The sequence below is a fragment of the Streptomyces sp. NPDC051315 genome (genome assembly GCF_044455165.1).
Lineage (GTDB): Bacteria > Actinomycetota > Actinomycetes > Streptomycetales > Streptomycetaceae > Streptomyces.
On the sequence record NZ_JBITEN010000004.1, the window covers coordinates 59889 to 77032 of the forward strand.

General features: G+C 71.8%; 14 protein-coding genes. 5 read left to right on the plus strand and 9 right to left on the minus strand.

Features of this window, described 5'->3' with window-relative positions; genetic code table 11:
• The first annotated feature begins 90 nt into the window (after positions 1-90).
• Entirely contained in the window at positions 91-1983 is a 1893-nt protein-coding gene (dnaK, locus tag ACIBBD_RS09475) for a molecular chaperone DnaK (protein WP_399418740.1), read from the plus strand.
• 29 nt (positions 1984-2012) lie between these two features.
• Here the strand turns inward: dnaK and ACIBBD_RS09480 are convergent, their stop codons facing one another.
• From ACIBBD_RS09480 to ACIBBD_RS09500, 5 genes are all read right to left on the minus strand, one after another.
• Positions 2013-2507, minus strand: a complete 495-nt coding sequence (locus tag ACIBBD_RS09480) for a nitrate reductase molybdenum cofactor assembly chaperone (RefSeq protein ID WP_399418741.1) — start codon at positions 2505-2507, stop codon at positions 2013-2015.
• Positions 2507-2647 (minus strand): hypothetical protein, encoded by a 141-nt coding sequence (locus ACIBBD_RS09485; RefSeq protein ID WP_399418742.1) that lies wholly within the window; start codon positions 2645-2647, stop codon positions 2507-2509. The genes ACIBBD_RS09480 and ACIBBD_RS09485 overlap by 1 nt, the downstream gene beginning before the upstream one ends.
• A gap of 97 nt (positions 2648-2744) precedes the next feature.
• A complete protein-coding gene (locus ACIBBD_RS09490; protein ID WP_399418743.1) occupies positions 2745-3563 on the minus strand; it encodes an SAM-dependent methyltransferase in 819 nt (272 codons plus the stop codon).
• Between the two features lie 172 nt (positions 3564-3735).
• Complete coding sequence (locus ACIBBD_RS09495) at positions 3736-4599, minus strand: helix-turn-helix domain-containing protein (protein WP_399418745.1); 864 nt, start codon at positions 4597-4599, stop codon at positions 3736-3738.
• A 636-nt stretch (positions 4600-5235) separates the two neighbouring features.
• Positions 5236-6069 carry a helix-turn-helix domain-containing protein gene (locus ACIBBD_RS09500; protein ID WP_399418746.1) on the minus strand — a complete coding sequence of 278 codons (834 nt, stop codon included), beginning with the start codon at positions 6067-6069 and terminating at the stop codon, positions 5236-5238.
• A gap of 169 nt (positions 6070-6238) precedes the next feature.
• Between ACIBBD_RS09500 and ACIBBD_RS09505 the strand changes: the two genes are divergently transcribed.
• Positions 6239-6544, plus strand: a complete 306-nt coding sequence (locus ACIBBD_RS09505; RefSeq protein ID WP_399418747.1) for a 4a-hydroxytetrahydrobiopterin dehydratase — start codon at positions 6239-6241, stop codon at positions 6542-6544.
• A 45-nt stretch (positions 6545-6589) separates the two neighbouring features.
• A complete protein-coding gene (locus tag ACIBBD_RS09510; protein WP_399418748.1) occupies positions 6590-7351 on the plus strand; it encodes a class I SAM-dependent methyltransferase in 762 nt (253 codons plus the stop codon).
• Here ACIBBD_RS09510 and ACIBBD_RS09515 read toward each other — a convergent pair.
• The gene (locus ACIBBD_RS09515; RefSeq protein ID WP_399418749.1) at positions 7302-7799 is read right to left on the minus strand and encodes a hypothetical protein; all 498 of its coding nucleotides are present in this window, start codon (positions 7797-7799) and stop codon (positions 7302-7304) included. The two genes, ACIBBD_RS09510 and ACIBBD_RS09515, sit on opposite strands and share 50 nt — an antisense overlap.
• Positions 7796-8275: a hypothetical protein gene (locus tag ACIBBD_RS09520; RefSeq protein WP_399418750.1), complete on the minus strand. Its 480-nt coding sequence runs from the start codon at positions 8273-8275 to the stop codon at positions 7796-7798. The genes ACIBBD_RS09515 and ACIBBD_RS09520 overlap by 4 nt, the downstream gene beginning before the upstream one ends.
• 39 nt (positions 8276-8314) lie before the next feature.
• On the opposite strand from ACIBBD_RS09520, the gene ACIBBD_RS09525 reads away from it, so the two are divergent.
• Both ACIBBD_RS09525 and ACIBBD_RS09530 read left to right on the plus strand, forming a co-directional pair.
• Positions 8315-9361, plus strand: coding sequence for a helix-turn-helix transcriptional regulator (locus ACIBBD_RS09525; RefSeq protein ID WP_399418751.1), 1047 nt, complete (start codon positions 8315-8317; stop codon positions 9359-9361).
• Between the two features lie 39 nt (positions 9362-9400).
• Positions 9401-11302, plus strand: coding sequence for a rhamnogalacturonan lyase (locus ACIBBD_RS09530; RefSeq protein ID WP_399418752.1), 1902 nt, complete (start codon positions 9401-9403; stop codon positions 11300-11302).
• A gap of 88 nt (positions 11303-11390) precedes the next feature.
• Here the strand turns inward: ACIBBD_RS09530 and ACIBBD_RS09535 are convergent, their stop codons facing one another.
• A complete protein-coding gene (locus tag ACIBBD_RS09535) occupies positions 11391-14057 on the minus strand; it encodes a cellulose binding domain-containing protein (protein WP_399418753.1) in 2667 nt (888 codons plus the stop codon).
• Positions 14058-14199: 142 nt separating this feature from the next.
• Positions 14200-17115 (minus strand): glycoside hydrolase family 48 protein, encoded by a 2916-nt coding sequence (locus ACIBBD_RS09540; RefSeq protein WP_399418754.1) that lies wholly within the window; start codon positions 17113-17115, stop codon positions 14200-14202.
• Between the last annotated feature and the right edge of the window lie 29 nt (positions 17116-17144).

Here is a 17144-nt window from a genome sequence, read left to right on the forward strand (position 1 = left end):
GGGCGGCGCACGCCCCCATTGACAGAAGCCCGCTCAAGTTTTGTGCTGGAAGTCCGGAAGCGCGGGGCTCCCTGGCGGAAGGGGACAGCGATGGGACGCTCGGTCGGGATCGATCTCGGCACCACGAACTCGGTGGTGGCCGTCCTGGAGGGCGGCGAGCCCACGGTCATCGCCAACGCGGAGGGGGCCAGGACCACCCCGTCGGTCGTGGCCTTCGCCAAGAACGGCGAGGTGCTCGTCGGCGAGGTCGCCAAGCGGCAGGCCGTCACCAACGTCGACCGCACCGCACGCTCGGTCAAGCGCCACATGGGTGACGCGCACTGGCGCTTCCCCGAGCACGGCGATGTGGACGGCACCCGCTACCGCGCCCAGGAGCTGTCCGCCAGGGTCCTGCAGAAGCTGAAGCGGGACGCCGAGTCCTACCTCGGAGAGGACGTCACGGACGCGGTGATCACCGTGCCCGCCTACTTCGACGACGCCCAGCGGCAGGCCACCAAGGAGGCCGGGGAGATCGCCGGCCTGAAGGTGCTGCGGATCATCAACGAGCCCACCGCGGCCGCCCTCGCCTACGGCCTCGACCGCGGTGAGGAGCAGACCGTCCTCGTCTTCGACCTCGGCGGCGGCACCTTCGACGTGTCGCTGCTGGAGATCGGCGACGGCGTCATCGAGGTCAAGGCCACCAACGGCGACACCCACCTCGGCGGCGACGACTGGGACCAGCGGATCGTCGAACACCTGGTGAAGACGTTCAAGGGCCAGTACGGCATCGACCTGAGCAACGACAGGATGGCGCTGCAACGGCTGCGCGAAGGCGCCGAGAAGGCGAAGATCGAACTGTCCAGCTCGACCGAGACGACGATCAACCTCCCCTACATCACCGCCTCCGCCGAAGGCCCCCTGCACCTCGACGAGAAACTGACGCGCGCCCAGTTCCAGGAGCTGACGGCCGACCTGCTCGACCGCTGCAAGACGCCCTTCCACCAGGCCGTCAAGGACGCCAACATCAAACTCTCCGTGATCGACCACGTCATCCTCGTCGGCGGCTCGACCCGGATGCCCGCGGTGACGGACCTGGTGCGGGAGCTGACCGGCAAGGACCCGCACAAGGGCGTCAACCCCGACGAGGTGGTGGCCGTCGGCGCCGCCCTGCAGGCGGGTGTCCTCCGCGGCGACGTCAAGGACGTCCTGCTCCTCGACGTCACCCCGCTGTCCCTGGGCATCGAGACCAAGGGCGGCATCATGACGAAGCTCATCGAACGGAACACCACGATCCCCACCCGCCGTTCGGAGATCTTCACCACGGCCACCGACAACCAGCCCTCGGTCGGCATCCAGGTCTACCAGGGCGAACGTGAGATCGCCGCCTACAACAAGAAGCTCGGCGTCTTCGACCTCACCGGCCTTCCGCCGGCCCCGCGCGGCGTCCCGCAGATCGAGGTGGCCTTCGACATCGACGCCAACGGCATCATGCACGTCTCCGCCAAGGACCTGGCGACCGGCCGCGAACAGAAGATGACGGTGACCGGCGGCTCCGCCCTCCCCAAGGACGACATCGACCGCATGATGCGCGAGGCCGAGCAGTACGCGGAGGAGGACCGCACACGCCGGGAGGCCGCCGAGACCCGCAACCAGGCCGAACAACTCGTCTACCAGACCGAGAAGTTCCTCCGCGACGACGCGGGCGAGGGCGCGCGCGTGCCGGCCGACGTCAAGGGCGAGGTCGAGGCGGCGATCGCGGAACTGAAGACGCTCCTGGAGCAGAACGCCGACACCGGCGCCCTGCGGGCCGGCGTCGACAAACTCGCCACCGTCAGCCAGCGCATGGGTCAGGCCATGTACGCACAGGCCCAGCAGCAGACCCCGCCGGGGTCCGACGCGGCGGGCGGCGGCGCGGGTGGCGGTTCGGCCCGGAAGCAGGACGACGAGACGGTCGTCGACGCCGAGATCGTCGACGACGACCAGGACCAGGCCAAGGGCGCCTAGGCCGCTCCGGCGGGGCGGTCACCGGGTCGTCAGGGGCGCGCGTCGGTGCCTGCGGCCGGCACTGTGGCGCACACCGCGTTCAGGACCGCCGCATACGGCGTACCGCAGCCGGTGAGCCGCGCGCGGAGCCGCTCCAGGCCGTGGCGGTGATCGGTGAGCGGGCCGGTGTCGCCGGTGCGGGCCGCGAACTCCAGCACGGCCGGCAGGAAGTCGGGCGGCTCCTCACCGGTGACCTCCAGCCCGTACCGCCGGTAGAGGTCGCGGAAGCGGGCCGGGGGCGTGCCGGGCCGCCGGGGGTCCGTGTCCCGCCACCGGCTCAGGTACAGGCTGTGCCGGTTCTCCCCGTCGAAGACCCGCAGATAGTGAGCGGCCAGCTCCCGGGGCGGCGTCACGGCCGCGTGATCGGTGAACTCCCGCAGCTGCGGGGCGGCCTCGCGCAGCAGCGGTAGCCGGGCGTGGAAGTCGTCGTCCGGGTGGGTCAGGCAGAGCGCGGCCGCCTGGTACAGCACGGCGTCGGTGGGCATCAGACCTCCCTCGCGTCACCGGCGCCGACGCTGGTGACGACGCCGACAGCTGTGCCGGTGCCGGTGTCGGAGCCGGTTCCGGCGGACTCGGCGAGGTGCGCCGTGCCGGGCTCGGTGGGCGGTGTCCGTGGTGCGGTCACGTGCGCTCCCTTGCTCACCCCCGTGTCTCGAACCTAGGGGCGGGCGCGGGAGCGCACCCGTTCACAGCGCCCGTACGGGTCACCCCGCGCCGACGGGTCAGGGTTTGCGCGCGACCCCCGCGTACACCGGCACGATCCCCTCCGCCTGCAGCGCCACGTCCTGCGGCTCCGGCCGCCAGCCGGAGACCGGGATCACACCCGGGCCCAGCAGCTCCAGCCCCTCGAAGAAGCGGGAGAACTCCGCCAGCGAGCGCGGGTGGAACGGGGTGCCGCTCTGCCGGAAGTGGTGCGCCGCCTTCTCGATGGCCTCGGGGTTCAGGTCGGGGGTGACCTGCGACAGGATCAGGTGGCTGCCCGGCGCGAGCGCGGACACGTACCGCTTCAGCAGGCCGTACACGTCGTCGCCGGCCGGGTCCTCGCCCAGGTAGTGGGTGAGCGCCACCAGCGACAGGGCGACCGGCCGGTCGAGGTCCAGGGAGTCGGCCGCCCGGTCCAGCAGGCCGTCGACGTCACGGACGTCGGCGTGCACGTAGTGCGTGGAGCCCTCGGGCGAGCCGTGCAGCAGCGCCTCCGCGTGCCGCAGCACGATCGGGTCGTTGTCCGCGTACACGACCTTCGACTCCGGGGCGACGGTCTGCGCGACCTGGTGCAGGTTCGGCTCGGTGGGGATCCCGGTGCCGATGTCCAGGAACTGGCGCGTCCCGGCCTCGGCGACGGTGCGCACGGCCCGCTGCATGAACCGGCGGTTGGCGCGCGCTCCGCGCAGCACCGTGCCGTCCACGGCGAGGATCCGGCGGGCCAGCTCCTCGTCCACGGGGTAGTTGTCCTTGCCGCCCAGCCACCAGTCGTACACGCGGGCCGGATGAGGCCTGCTGGTGTCGATGCGGACGGATGCTGCGGACTCGGATCCGGTCATGCGGGTCTTCTCCCAGGGGTCGTGACGGCTGAGGCGGTGCGGTGACGGCTGGACTGGAGCGGTGTGGTGGGCTGGACCCAAGCGGTGGACCGGAGCGGTGCGGTGGCGGCCTGGGGCTGGTGTGTGGGGCGGGGCGCGGGGGTGACGCGGGATCCGGCGCGGCGGGGTCCGCTCAGCCGGCCCCGCGGATGTCCCGCAGGATCTCCCTCGTGCGCTGCGCCGACGCGGCGTGGGTCGTCATGTGGTCGAGGACCTCCAGATGCGCGGAGACCTCCTGGCGCGAGTCGAGGTACAGGGCGCCGGACAGGTACTCGGTGACGACCATGTCGGGCAGCTCGGGCTCACCGAACCGGAACAGGGAGAACGGCGCGTACGTCCCCGGGTGCGGACCGGTCGCGAACTCGGCGACCTGCAGGGTGATCCGGTCGCGGCCGGCGAGCTCCAGGAGACGGTCGAGCTGTTCGTACATCACCGTGGCGTCGACGCTGACGGGGCGGCGCAGCACCGTCTCGTCCATCACCACCCACAGGTGCGGCGGGTTCGGGCCGTCCAGCAGCCGCTGCCGGGCCATGCGCAGCGACACATGCCCCTCGATCGCCTCGGGGCTCGTCTGCCCGACCGTCCCGGCCTCCAGCACGGCCCGCGCGTACGCCTCGGTCTGCAACAGCCCCGGCACGAAGTGCGGTTCGTAGGAGCGGATCAGCCGCGCCGCGCCCTCCAGGCTCACGTACAGGCTGAACCACTCCGGCAGCACGTCGTGGAACCGCTGCCACCAGCCCGGCCGGTTCGCGTCCTCGGCGAGCGCGACGAACGCCGCGGTCTCCTCCTCGGATACCCCGTAGGTCTCCAGCAGCACCTGCACGTACGGGATCTTCAGCGCGACCTCGGCCGTCTCCATGCGCCGTACGGTCGCCGGGGCCACGCGCAGCGCGCGGGCCGCCTCCTCACGGCCGAGGCCGGCCGCCTCACGCAGGTCCTGCAACCGCCTGCCGAGTACCACCTGGCCCACCGTGGGCGCGGGCCGCCGCTCACTCACGCCACGTCTCCCCTGCGTGTCGAGGCACGCGGGTCAGTGTGTCATGTCCCGGCCCTGCTCTCACAGGGGCGACGGTGAGGTGATCGCCACGCGGGAGCACCGGGCGGGAGCCGCGACGGACCGGATCGGGCCCGCGGTGGGGACGAGACGGGACGAGACGGGAGGGGACGGAGGGCAGGGGAGGGGACGGGAAGAGACGGGAGGGGACGAGAGGAGACCGGGGGAGGGTGGGGCGCCGGTCAGGACGGCGGGTCGGGCATTACCTCATGGGTAATCGACCGGATCGGGCGCGGACGGGATCGTGGAGGCGGCGGGTTCCGGGCCGGCGCACTCCGGTCCGGGACCCGCCACCCCAGGCCGCGTCCCGACCTCCTCGGACCGGGCGCCTTCCTCGCGGTGTACGCCGCCGGCGTGGGCCCGCTCGCCTCCCGCGCCCGTCCGGCCGCGCTGCCCTGGACGGCCCGCCGCGACTGACGGGACTCGGACTGACGGCCCGCCGCGTCCGACGGAACCGCCGAGACTGACGGCCCACCGCGACTGAGGACCGACGGACCGCCGGACCGCTGCGACTGACGGCCCGCCGGACCGACGGCCGGCCCGCAGCGACCGACCCCACCTCGTTGACCTGACGTCACGTCAGCCACTGAGGGAGTGCAGGTACTTGACCGTCGCCGGGTCGGCCGGGAGCAGCGTCTCGATGGCCAGCTCGGCGACGGTCACGTCCATCGGCGTGTTGAACGTGGAGATCGACGAGATGAACGACAGCGTCCGCCCCTCGTGCTCGATCTGCATCGGCAGCGCGAAGTACGGCACGGGCTCCGCCGGTTCGGCCGCGGGCGCGTTCTCCGGCACCGGATAGGCGGCGACCTCGTCGTACAGCTCGCGCAGCGGAGTGGAGCGGTACAGGGCGATCTGCCGTTCCATCTGGGCGAGCAGGTGCCCCCGCCACTCCGGCAGGTTGCGGATCCGCGGCGCGAGGCCCTGCGGGTGGAGCGTCAGACGCATCGCGTTCACCGGCGGACCCAGCAGGAACTCCGGGACGCCGTCCAGCAGCATCATGATCCCGCGGTTGGCCGCCATGACGTCGTACATCGCGTCCACGACCAGCGCGGGGTACGGTTCGTACCCCTGGATCAGGCGCTCCATGCCCGCCCGCAGCGCGTCCAGCGCCGGGTCGTCCAGCGGGGTCTCGCGGTAGTGGGGAGCGTAACCGGCCGCCAGCAGCAGGGCGTTGCGCTCACGTACGGGGACCTCGAGGTGCTCGGCGAGCCGCAGCACCATCTCCTCGCTGGGCCGGGAGCGGCCGGTCTCGATGAAGCTGATGTGCCGGGCCGAGGAGTCCGCGCGCAGGGCCAGCTCCAGCTGGCTCACCCGCCGCCGTTCCCGCCATGCCCGCAGCAACGGGCCGACGCCCTGGGCGGAGGGGGCGGCGGGGGAGGAGGCGCGGGTGCCGGTCGCGACAGTCGTCATGCTGTCGACCGTAGCCTAGGAGCGGCGCGTGGCACGAGGACGGCTCCGTGGCGGTGCCGGCCCGGCCGGCGTGGCGCGCCGGCCGGCCGGGGACGCTCCGACCAGGGCCGCCTCGCCTCTCCTGTGGCAGTCTGGACGGGTACGCGACACCCAGGAGAGGAGCCGGTCCATGGCCGTCGAACCGCTGTCGCAGAAGGAGATCGAGGACCGGCTCGCCGAGCTGCCCGGCTGGTCCCTCGACGCCGGCCGCCTCACCCGTTCCTACCGGCTCGCCTCCCACTTCGCCGCGACCGCCCTGGTCGTCCATGTCGCACAGGTCCAGGAGGAGCTGAACCACCACTCCGACCTCACCCTCGGCCACCACACGGTGTCCCTCGCCGTGCGCACCCACAGCGCGGGCGGCGCCGTCACCGAACGCGACTTCGAGCTGGCCCGCCGGGTGGAGGACCTGGCCCCGGGCCACGGGGCACACTGACCCACGCGACGCACGGACCGGACGGACGGAAACGGGGGGACGCGCGTGCTGGACTACGACAAGGAAGCCGAACGCTACGACGCCTCACGCGGCGGCGAGCCACGCGCGGCCGCCGCCGCGGAGGCCGTCCTGGGGCTGATCCCCGGCCGGGCCCGCAGCCTGCTCGACGTCGCCTGCGGCACGGGCATCGTCACCCGCAGGCTCGCGGCCGGACGCGAGGGACTCCGGGTGACCGGCGTCGACCTGGCGTCCGCGATGGCCCGCCAGGCCGCCCTACGCCTGCCCGGTGCCATCGTCAGGGCCGACACCCGGCAACTGCCCTTCCCGGCGGGCCGGTTCGACGCCGTCAGCAGCGTGTGGCTGCTGCACCTCGCGGAGAGCGACGCGGACGTGCGGGGGATCGTCGCCGAGTGCGCCCGGGTCCTGCGGCCCGGCGGCGTCTACGTCACCACGGTCGACAAGGCCGCCGCGCACAACGTCGGCAGCGACATCGACGCCGTGCTCGCCTCCCGCCCTCCCCGGGCCGCCCGCGACGAGGCGGCGCTCGTGGAGTCGTACGCCGCCGCGTGCGGCCTCGTCCCCGCCGGACAGGCCCGCTTCCCCGGCCGGGGACAGGGCCGCAGTCCGCGCCGCACGATCGCCGACCTGCGGCGCGGCTGGTTCGTCACCCTGCCGCCGGGCGAGCCGCTCGCCGAGCGGTTCGCCGAACGGCTGGCCCGGCTGCCCGACCAGGACCGGCCCCGCCCCGACCCCTGGTTCACGCTCCGCGCGTTCCGGAAACCCGGGGTGCCGTCCGGGGACGCGTGAACCGCATCGTCCAGTTGGTCACCCAGGTGTCCCCGCCGTCCACCGAGAACGCCTGCTCCCAGCGGGCCGAGGACTGCGACACCTGCGACCACACGAAACGCACCCGCACGTCCTTGCCGTCATGGGTGTCGTCACCGTGGAACTCGCCCCGGCCGCCCACGAACGCGCCGGTGACGGGCGGGAACAACCGTCCCGTCGAGCTGGAGGACCAGTGCAGCGACCACTGGCCGGTCGACGGGTCGAACAGCCGCAGCGTCAGCCCCTTCGAGCCGAGGCGGGGGAGGTCGATCTCGTCGAGGTTCGCCGCGCCGTCGAACAGCGGCCGGCAGTGACTCGTACTCGTGAACTCCGGCTCCCAGGGGCTGTCCGGGTCGAGGAAGCCGGCCCGGCGACGGTGCGTGACGTGCCAGTCGCCGTGCAGGAAGTCGAAGTCGTGCGCGGTGCTCACGGGCGGTCTCCGGTGGTTCCTTCGGGCAGGGAATCGGTCACGTAGGCGTCCAGGTCGGGCACCCGCGGTGCGAGCAGGTGCCGCACCCACGCGTCCCGCTCGTGCAGGAGCGGCGGCAGCTCCCAGACGCAGCCGATCCACGGCTTGTCGTACGTGACGAAGTGGGCCGGGTCGCGGTCCGGGCAGCCCAGCGCCGGCTGGCCCGCCGCGGCGCCCCGGAAGTGCAGGACGTTGTCCCACACCCAGCTGTACGCGTTCAGGTAGGCGCCGTCGTCGCCGCCGCGGTGGAGCACCACGAACGTGGCCGGCGGGGTCCCGTCCGGCTCCGGCAGCAGCTCCGGCAGGATCGCGTACGCCGCCTTCTCCACCTCGGGCGCGATCCCGGCCGGGTCGGCGGTGACGTGGTAGCGCTTGATCCGCCGTCCCGCCACCTCGATCGGCGGCGGCACGGTCAGCAGTTTCTCCGAAAAGGCCATGACGCGACGCTAGGGCCGCTTCCCTGACATCCTGTGTCAGTGAAGTCCAGCCGACTGGTGTCGATCCTGCTGCTGCTCCAGACCCGGGGCCGGATGACCGCCGCTCAGCTCGCCGAGGAGCTGCAGGTGTCGGTGCGGACGGTGTACCGGGACGTGGAGGCGCTCGGCGCGGCGGGCGTCCCGCTCTACGGCGACGCGGGGCACGCGGGTGGCTACCGGCTCCTGGACGGCTACCGCACCCGGCTCACCGGCCTCACCGCCGACGAGGCCGAGGCCCTCTTCCTGGCGGGGGTCCCCGGCCCGGCCGCCCAACTGGGGCTCGGGCCGGTGCTGGCCGCCGCCCAGCTGAAGGTGCGGGCCGCCCTGCCGGCCGCGCTGCGGGCACACACCGACCGGATCAGCGGGCGCTTCCATCTGGACGCGCCGGGCTGGTACGCGGAGGTGGAGGAGGCGCCGTATCTGCCGACGGTCGCCGACGCGGTGTGGAACAACCGTGTGCTGAACGCCGTCTACCGTCGTTGGCGTACACCCACCGACGTGGAACGCCGACTCGAGCCGTACGGGCTCGTCCTCAAGGCCGGCCGCTGGTACGTCGTCGCCGGACCGGGCCCCCGCACCTTCCGCGTCGACCAGATCCTCCGCCTCACCCCCACCGGCGAGGGGTTCGACCGCCCGGCGGACTTCGACCTGGCCGCCTACTGGAGGGCGTACCAGCGCGACTTCCACGCGCGGCTGTACCGGGCTCAGGCGGTGGTACGGCTGGCGCCCGGCGTGACCCTCCCCAGGGCGACCAGGACCGACGCCGACACGTACGCGGACGCAGACGTGAACGCGGACGCAGACGTGAACGCCGACGGGGGCGCGGACGCGAACGCCGGCGGGGGCGCGGACGAGCACGGCTGGACGACGGTGACGGTCCCCATCGAGTCGATCGAACACGCCCACGCGGAGTTCCTGCGGCTCGGCGCGGACATCGAGGTGCTCGGCCCGCCGGAACTGCGGGCCCGCATCGCGCGGACCGCGGCCGAACTGGCGGACCGGTACGGCCCCGCCCCCGGCAACCTTCCCTCGCCGGGCGGCGACTGACGGGGTGCAACCCGTCCGTCCTCCCGGGAGGTACGTCTCGTGCAGCACCCGCACCCGCAGACACACCCGCATCCGCCCACGCACCGCAGACGCCGCAGGACCGCTCTCCTGGCCGCGGCGGCCGCCGTGTCCGCGCTGGTCGGGGCCGGTCTCACCACGCTCTCCACGGACACCGCCGCGGCGGCCACCGCCCGCCAGGTCGAGAAACTCGACCGGGGTGTCGTCAGCGTGCATACCGACAGCGGCAACCTGGTCAGCTGGCGCTGGCTCGGCACCGACCCGGGCGACGTCTCCTTCAACGTCTACCGGGCCGGTACGAAGGTCAACTCCACCCCGATCACCGGCAGCACGAACTTCTTCCACTCCGGCGCCCCCGCCCAGGCCGACTACACGGTCCGCGCGATCGTCGGCGGCGTCGAACAGGCCGACTCCGTCCACGCGGTCCAACTCCGCACCGGCTACAAGGACGTGCCCATCAGCCCACCGGCCGGCGGCACCACCCCCGACGGCGTGGCGTACACCTACGAGGCGAACGACGCCTCCGTCGGCGACCTCGACGGCGACGGCGCCCTGGACTTCGTCCTCAAGTGGCAGCCCACCAACGCCAAGGACAACTCGCAGTCCGGCTACACCGGCAACACGATCGTCGACGGCGTCAAGCTCGACGGCACCCGCCTGTGGCGCGTCGACCTGGGCCGCAACATCCGATCCGGCGCCCACTACACGCAGTTCCAGGTGTACGACTACGACGGCGACGGCAAGGCCGAGGTCGCCATGAAGACCTCCGACGGCACGGTCGACGGCACGGGCGCCGTGATCGGCAGTTCCTCCGCCGACCACCGCAACTCCAGCGGCTACGTCCTGTCCGGACCCGAGTACCTGACCATGTTCAACGGCCAGACCGGCAAGGCGATGCAGAGCGTCGACTACGTCCCGGCCCGCGGCACGGTCTCGTCGTGGGGCGACTCCTACGGAAACCGCGTCGACCGCTTCCTCGCGGGCACGGCCTACCTCGACGGCTCCCGCCCGTCGCTGATCATGGCGCGCGGCTACTACACCCGTACGGTGATCGCCGCCTGGGACTGGCGGAACGGGACCTTCACCCGCCGCTGGACCTTCGACACCAGCTCCTCCAGCAACGCGGGCAAGGGCTACGACGGCCAGGGCAACCACAGCCTGTCGATCGCGGACGTCGACGCCGACGGCAAGGACGAGATCGTGTACGGCGCGATGACCGTCGACGACAACGGCAACGGCCTGTGGACGACCAGGCTCGGCCACGGCGACGCGGGACACGTCGGGGACCTCAACCCGTCCCGCGCGGGCCTGGAGTACTTCAAGGTGTCCGAGGACTCCAGCAAGCCCGGCTCCTGGATGGCGGACGCCCGCACGGGCCAGGTCCTGTGGCAGACGGCGTCCGGCGCCGACAACGGCCGGGGCGTCGCCGCCGACGTCTACGCCGGCAGCGCGGGCGCCGAGGCCTGGTCCGCCGCCGACACCACCCTGCGCTCCGCGACCGGCGCCTCCCTGGGCCGGGAGCCGTCCAGCGTCAACTTCCTGTCCTGGTGGGACGCCGACCCCGTCCGTGAACTCCTCGACGGCACCCGCATCGACAAGTACGGCACCTCCGGTGACACCCGCCTGCTGACCGCCTCCGGCGTCCACTCCAACAACGGCACCAAGGCCACCCCGTCCCTGTCCGGTGACATCCTCGGCGACTGGCGCGAGGAGGTCGTCTGGCCGACGACGAACAACACGGCCCTGCGCGTCTACTCCACGCCGGTCGAGACGAGCACGAGGATCACCACCTTGCTGCACGACACGATGTACCGCACGGCCCTCGCGTGGCAGAACACCGCGTACAACCAGCCCCCGCACCCCAGCTTCTTCCTCGGCAACGGCATGCCGACGGCCCCCCGGCCGACGGTGTACACGCCGTGACCCGCGCGGACCCCGGCCGGGCCTGACAGAAGGAGGCGGCCTCCCGTTCCGAAGGGAGGCCGCCTCTTCCGTCACGCGCCCGCGGGCGTCAGGTCACCGTGCAGGTCCGGTCACCCAGCCTGAACGCCGTCGGTTTCGTGTTCGTGCCCGACCAACTGCCCGTGAAGCCGAAGCTCACCGCGGAGCCGGCCGCCACGTTGGCGTTCCAGCCGACGTTCTTCGCCGTCACCGCCGTACCCGACTGGGTGTGCTCGGCGTTCCAGGCCTGCGAGATCGTCTGGCCGTTCGGGAAGGTCCAGCCGAGGCTCCAGCCGGACCAGGCGCCGGTCCCCGTGTTGGCCAGCTTCACGTCCGCCTGGAAGCCGCCCGACCACTGGTTGGTGATCGTGTACGTCACCGCGCAGGCGCCCGTCGGGGTCGGTGCCGGATCCGTACCGCCGCCCCCGCCGTCGCCCCCGCCGGTGTCGGAGGTGTCGCCGTAGATCACGCCGCGGCCGTTGGTCGCGATGTAGACCCGGCCGTAGACCCTCGGGTCGCCCGTGATGGCCGCACCCGTCCAGCCCCACTGGTGGGCGTCGTCGTTGACGCGGGTCCAGGTCGCGCCCTTGTCCGTGGACCGGAAGATGCCGCGGACACCGGCGATCTTCGCGCTGGTGTAGAGCGTCTGGTACGAGGCGCCCGACGCCGCCTTGCCGAAGCCGATCGTGTCGGCCTCCTGCACGTTCGACAGCTTGGTGAACGTCGCGCCGCCGTCCGTCGAGTGCCACAGACCGTACGCCCCGTCGCTCGCCCCGCCCGCCAGCCACACGTCACCCCTGACGCCCGGCAACGCCTTGAAGCGCACGCTGTCACCGCTGGGCAGACCGGTCGCCGCGGACGCCGTGAACGTCGCGCCGCCGTCCGAACTGACGTAGAACCTGCCCGACTTGAAGCCGTAGAACGTCCTCGGGTCCACCCGGTCGGACTCCACGATCGCGCCGGCCGGGATACCGCTGGACGGCGCCCACGACGAGCCGAAACCGGTGGCGTAGTGCACTCCCGTGCCCGCCGGGCTCCACACGAAGCGGCTGCCGTCCGCGGCCGCGGCCACCGTGCCACCGCCGCTGACACCCGAGGGGTCGCTCCCCGCGAACCAGTTCGCGCCGTTGTCCGTCGAGAACGCCACATGCGGACCGGAGTCCAGGTTGCCGACCCGCACCACGGTGTTCGGCTGGGTCTCGGCGTAGTCCAGGCTGGTCGTCGACGTGAAGTTCGGCGAGGTGAACATCATCGACGGGACCTTCGTCAGATCCGTGTGCCGGAACCCGCCGATGTCACCGAGCGCGCTCAGCAGCGGCGCACCCGACGGGGGAGAGGCGAGGTCGTTGACGGCCGTCTCCTCCAGGCCCTGCACCATCGGCCTGATCGTGAACGGGGTGTCGGCGTCCCAGTTCGTGAGGTTCTCCGTGCCGTAGATCGTCGCGCCCGTCCCGTACATCATCCGGTCGGAGTCGAACGGGTCGATCTCCAGCGCCTCCGTCATCCAGCCCAGCTTCGGTGTCTGCTCGGGCGGCGACGGGTTCGCGCCCCAGGTCAGCCACGGCGACGACGACACGTCCATCGTGTACCGGTTCGCGCGGTTGGGATACGACGTGTAGTCCCACGCCTTCGTCCACGTGCCACCGCTGTCCGTGGAACGGAAGATCTGGGTGTCCGGCCACCAGGAACTGTACGCGGTGGCCATCACGGTCCCCGGCTTCTGCCGGTCGACCGTCAGTCCGCTGAAGCCGTAGTACGTGTCGGCCTCCGCCACGGGGCTGATGTCCGTCCAGGTGCCGGTCGCCGTCGCGTACCGCCACAGCCGGCCCTTGCCGCCGTCGTACGGGCCGCCCTTGTCGCTGTAGGCGAGGTACAGATGGCCGTTGACGGTGTCCAGTACGCCCTTGTGCGCCAGGTGTCCCGTCGGCTGCCCGGCCAGCCGCGACCAGGTCGCGCCCGCGTCCGTCGAGCGGTACACCGCGTTGTCCTGGTCCGCGACGCCGACGTAGATCGTCCTCGTCGCGCTGCCCGACGTGCCCGTCGACTCGTCGAAGGTGACCCAGACGATGCCCTGGTTGTCGGAGGCGTAGCCGCTCGTGTCGCTCGGATCCTGGACGTAGGTGCCGACGTTGGGGAAGTTCGTCACCTGCGACCAGGTCACCCCGGAGTCCGTCGACCGCCACAGGCCCTTCCCGCTGGGCGCGCCCAGGTACAGCACGCTGTTGCGGTTCGGGTCCACCGCCAGCCGCTCGCCCATGCCCCGGCCCGGCATGTTGCCGCCCAGTTTGAATGGCAGGTCCGTCTTCTGCCAGCTCGCCCCCCGGTCCGAGGAACGCAGCACGGCACCGTTGCCCGGGTCCCAGCTGTTGGTGTACGTCCCGACGGCCGCGAACACCTTGTCCGGGTCGACCGGGTCGGAGGCCAGGCTCACCACACCGGTGTGCCCCCAGTTCGCCCAGCCGACCGAGTCCAGCAGCGGCGTCCAGGTCTTGGTGGTCTGCTGCCAGCGGTAGGCACCGCCGATGTCGGTGCGCGCGTAGGCGAGGTTCTTCTCCTTGCGGTTGAAGACGATCCCGGGAACGAAGCCGCCGCCGTCGATCCGGGCGTTCTTCCAGGTGTACGACTCTGCCGCCGCCGTCGTCTGCGGGCCGGCGCCGGCCGCCAGTACGGGCGGGGTGCCCGCGAGCAGTCCGGCGGCCAGCGCCAGGACGGCCGTGAGGATGCGGGTTCTTCGCACGGTGGGGGTCCTTCCTCGCGAAGCCATGGGGAGGGATGTGCGGGGGGACGGGCACAGGACGCGTGGGGGGTGCGCGACGACCGGGCGGTCCCCTGTGCGGGTGGGGACCGCCCGGCGCGGTACGCGGAGCCTTAGCGGGGGCTTATTCGAGGAGCTCCGCGTACGAGCCCATGGCCAGGGCGATGTCCGCCTGGGCCCAGAACCGGTGGTACGTGAAGGACGGCGCGGCCCCGCCCGCGAGGTAGGCCTCGATCTTCGACCAGGCCGGGTCGTCCTCGTAGAAGGAACGGATCGACTCGAACGTCGACGACGAGTTGATCGCGTCGCCGTTCGGCATGGTGCCGGTCCAGCCGCTCGGGACGTAGAGCGCGTCGTCGAAACGGTTGTAGTCGGCGCGGGTCTCCGGGACGGCGATGCCCAGGCTGTCCTGGTGGTGGCTCCACATGCCGTCGAGGAGCGCCTTGGCCGTGGTCGCGGCCGCGGTGTCACCGGAGCGGTCGGCGTAGTACGTCAGGGTCTTGGCGTACGCGGCCGCCACACCGACGTCGTTGGTGTAGTCGGCGACGGTGACGTGAAGTCCCGTGTTGGCGCCGGGGCTCGACGGGTTCCAGGTGTCGGGCTGGCCCGACCACTGGAGCGTCGAGGGGAACCGGAAGGTGCCGTCCGGGTTGATGGTGGTGTGGGACAGCGCCCAGTCCACCCACTTGTCGAGGACGGCCTTCGCGGACGCGTTCCCCGTCTGCTGGTAGTACTCGGCCACCCTCTCCATCGACCACGCCTGGAAGCCGAACCACTGGTTGGACGGCGGGTCGTGGTAGACGGGCTGCTGGTCGTAGTACATGCCGTAGAACGTCGACTTCCCGGCTGGCGGGGTCGCGTAGCGGCCCGCCCAGCTGTTGGTCGCACCGCCCGCGATGGCGCCCTCGCTGGACTGCAGCCAGCGGTAGAACTCCACCTGCCGCTCGAGGGACTTGGCCCAGTCCGCCTGGCCGGTCGCCGACTTCGGCTTCAGCGGGGCGTAGTTGCTGAGCGCGTACGCGGCCAGGGGGTTCTGGTAGCCGCCGTGCGCGTGGCTGGAGCCGATGCGCCAGGCCCAGCCGGCGCTGGTGTCGGTGGCACCGCCCCAGGCGTAGTACCAGGAGAGCAGGTAGTGCGAGGAGTCCTTGCCGGTGCCCGCCGGGCAGGCGGAGGGACCGACGCAGTTGCCGACCTTCTTGAAGTACTTGTCGAACATGGCGTAGCGCAGGTAGTCGCCCATCTTCGCGGCCTTGCCGACCGTGGCGGAGACGTCGCCGCCCTTGCCCTGCTGCTTGGCCCAGATGTCCGCCCAGTACGCGGCCTGCACGGCCCGCGCGTCGGCGTCCGGCGCGTTGGTGAACTTCCACTGCTTGGCGTAGGAGGCGTCACCGGTGAACAGGTCCAGGTACCCGTTCCTGCCGCCGTACTTGAAGGCGTCGCAGGTCGGCTGCGGTACCGTCTCCCACACCGACTCCTGCGCGCCGCGCTGGAAGGTGTTGATGTACGACGGGCCGGTGTCCGACGGGCCGGCCTCGCACTTGCCGGGCGAGTTGCCGAAGCCGTAGACGTTGTCGACGTCCTGGAGCCAGTGCATGCCGTAGACGTCGTCCGTACCGTACGCGGTCTTCAGCTCACCGGCGATCGGGTCCGGTCCCACCGGCACCGCGGCGTCCAGCTTCGCCGGGTACTCGTTGGGCGTGTCCAGCTCCGGCGCGTACGTCGCCGGCTTGGACGCGTTGTAGAAGGAGTTCGTCGGCTGGTCGGCGTGGGTGGGGATCATGTACTTCTCCATGATCTCCCAGGCGCCGTTGAACTTGGTCCAGTCGCCCGTGACCTTGCCGTACATGGCCTGCAGCCAGAGAAGGTAGCTGTAGGCCTCCGACGTGGTCTCGTGGCCGTGGTCCGGGGCCTCGACGATCAGCGTCTCCACCGAGTGGTAGGGGATGCCCTCGGGGGAGAAGTAGCCGTTCGCCGGGTTGGTGATCTTGCCGTAGAGCTCCAGGAAGCGGGCGTCGTACTCCTTCGACGCGGCGATCTGGGTGACGGTGACGGAGGCCTTCGCGTGGCCGGTGGCCGTCGACTCGAAGGTGGCCGCGCCGGTGCCCGTGGCGTTGCCCGTGACGGTCACCTTCTGCGCGGTGCTCCAGTTCGACGGGGTGAAGGTGAGGGACGCGCCGCCGGTCACCGTCAGGCCCGTGTTCCCACTGGCGCGGGCGGTGGTGACGGTCACGTTGGCGGACGGCTGGGTCGACAGCTTCACCTCGTACGTGCCCGTCTTGCCCTGCTGCACGGCGAGCTGGTTGGTCGACACCACCACGGCCGGTCCCGAGGCGACCGTGATGCCGACCGGCGTGGACGACGCGGACGCGCCCAGGCTGTCGTACGCCTTCGCCACCAGGGAATGACTGCCCGCGGTCAGCCCGGAGGCCGACAGCGTGTAGGGGGCGCTGGTGTCCGTGCCGAGCAGGGTCGTGTCGTCGTAGAACTCGACCTTGGTGATGGTCGCGCTGTCGGCGGCCGCGGCACTCGCCGCGAGCGGCACCGCGTCTCCCTGCGTGTAGACGGCTCCTGGCACCGGGCTGGTCAGCACGGTGACGGGGGGCTGATGGGCGCCGACGCAGGGGGTGCCGTTGACGGAAAAGCCCGTGGGGGCCGCGTTGGCGCCGCTGTAGGTGAACTGCGCTCCCGTGCCGACCGCCGCGCCCGCGGCGATCGTCCCGTTGTAGGAGGCGTTTTTCACGGTGATCTGCTGACCGGACTGCGACCAGCTGCCGTTCCAGCCGTTCGTCAGCTTCTGGTTGCCCGCGTAGGAGTACGTCAGGGTCCAGCCGCTGATCGGGTCCGTACCGCGGTTGGTGAGGGTGAGGTCCGCGGTGAAGCCGGAGCCCCAGTCGTTGGTCTTGTAGTCGACACTGCACTGGAGCGCGGCCGCCTGGGCCGACGTCGTGCTCGTGCTCAGCAAGGCCACGGGGAGGGCGAGGGCCGCCACGACGGCGGTCCACAGCCGCCGCGCCGCGCGGCGTCTGCGTGAGGGATCCATGGTGCTGGTTCCTCCTTGCGGCTCGGAGA

Excerpts from the sequence above, each read along its gene's own strand:
- dnaK (WP_399418740.1), top strand. The coding sequence starts at position 91 with ATGGGACGCTCGGTCGGGATCGATCTCGGCACCACGAACTCGGTGGTG.
- ACIBBD_RS09480 (WP_399418741.1), bottom strand. The coding sequence starts at position 2,507 with ATGCCCACCGACGCCGTGCTGTACCAGGCGGCCGCGCTCTGCCTGACC.
- ACIBBD_RS09490 (WP_399418743.1), bottom strand. The coding sequence starts at position 3,563 with ATGACCGGATCCGAGTCCGCAGCATCCGTCCGCATCGACACCAGCAGG.
- ACIBBD_RS09500 (WP_399418746.1), bottom strand. The coding sequence starts at position 6,069 with ATGACGACTGTCGCGACCGGCACCCGCGCCTCCTCCCCCGCCGCCCCC.
- ACIBBD_RS09505 (WP_399418747.1), top strand. The coding sequence starts at position 6,239 with ATGGCCGTCGAACCGCTGTCGCAGAAGGAGATCGAGGACCGGCTCGCC.
- ACIBBD_RS09520 (WP_399418750.1), bottom strand. The coding sequence starts at position 8,275 with ATGGCCTTTTCGGAGAAACTGCTGACCGTGCCGCCGCCGATCGAGGTG.
- ACIBBD_RS09540 (WP_399418754.1), bottom strand. The coding sequence starts at position 17,115 with ATGGATCCCTCACGCAGACGCCGCGCGGCGCGGCGGCTGTGGACCGCC.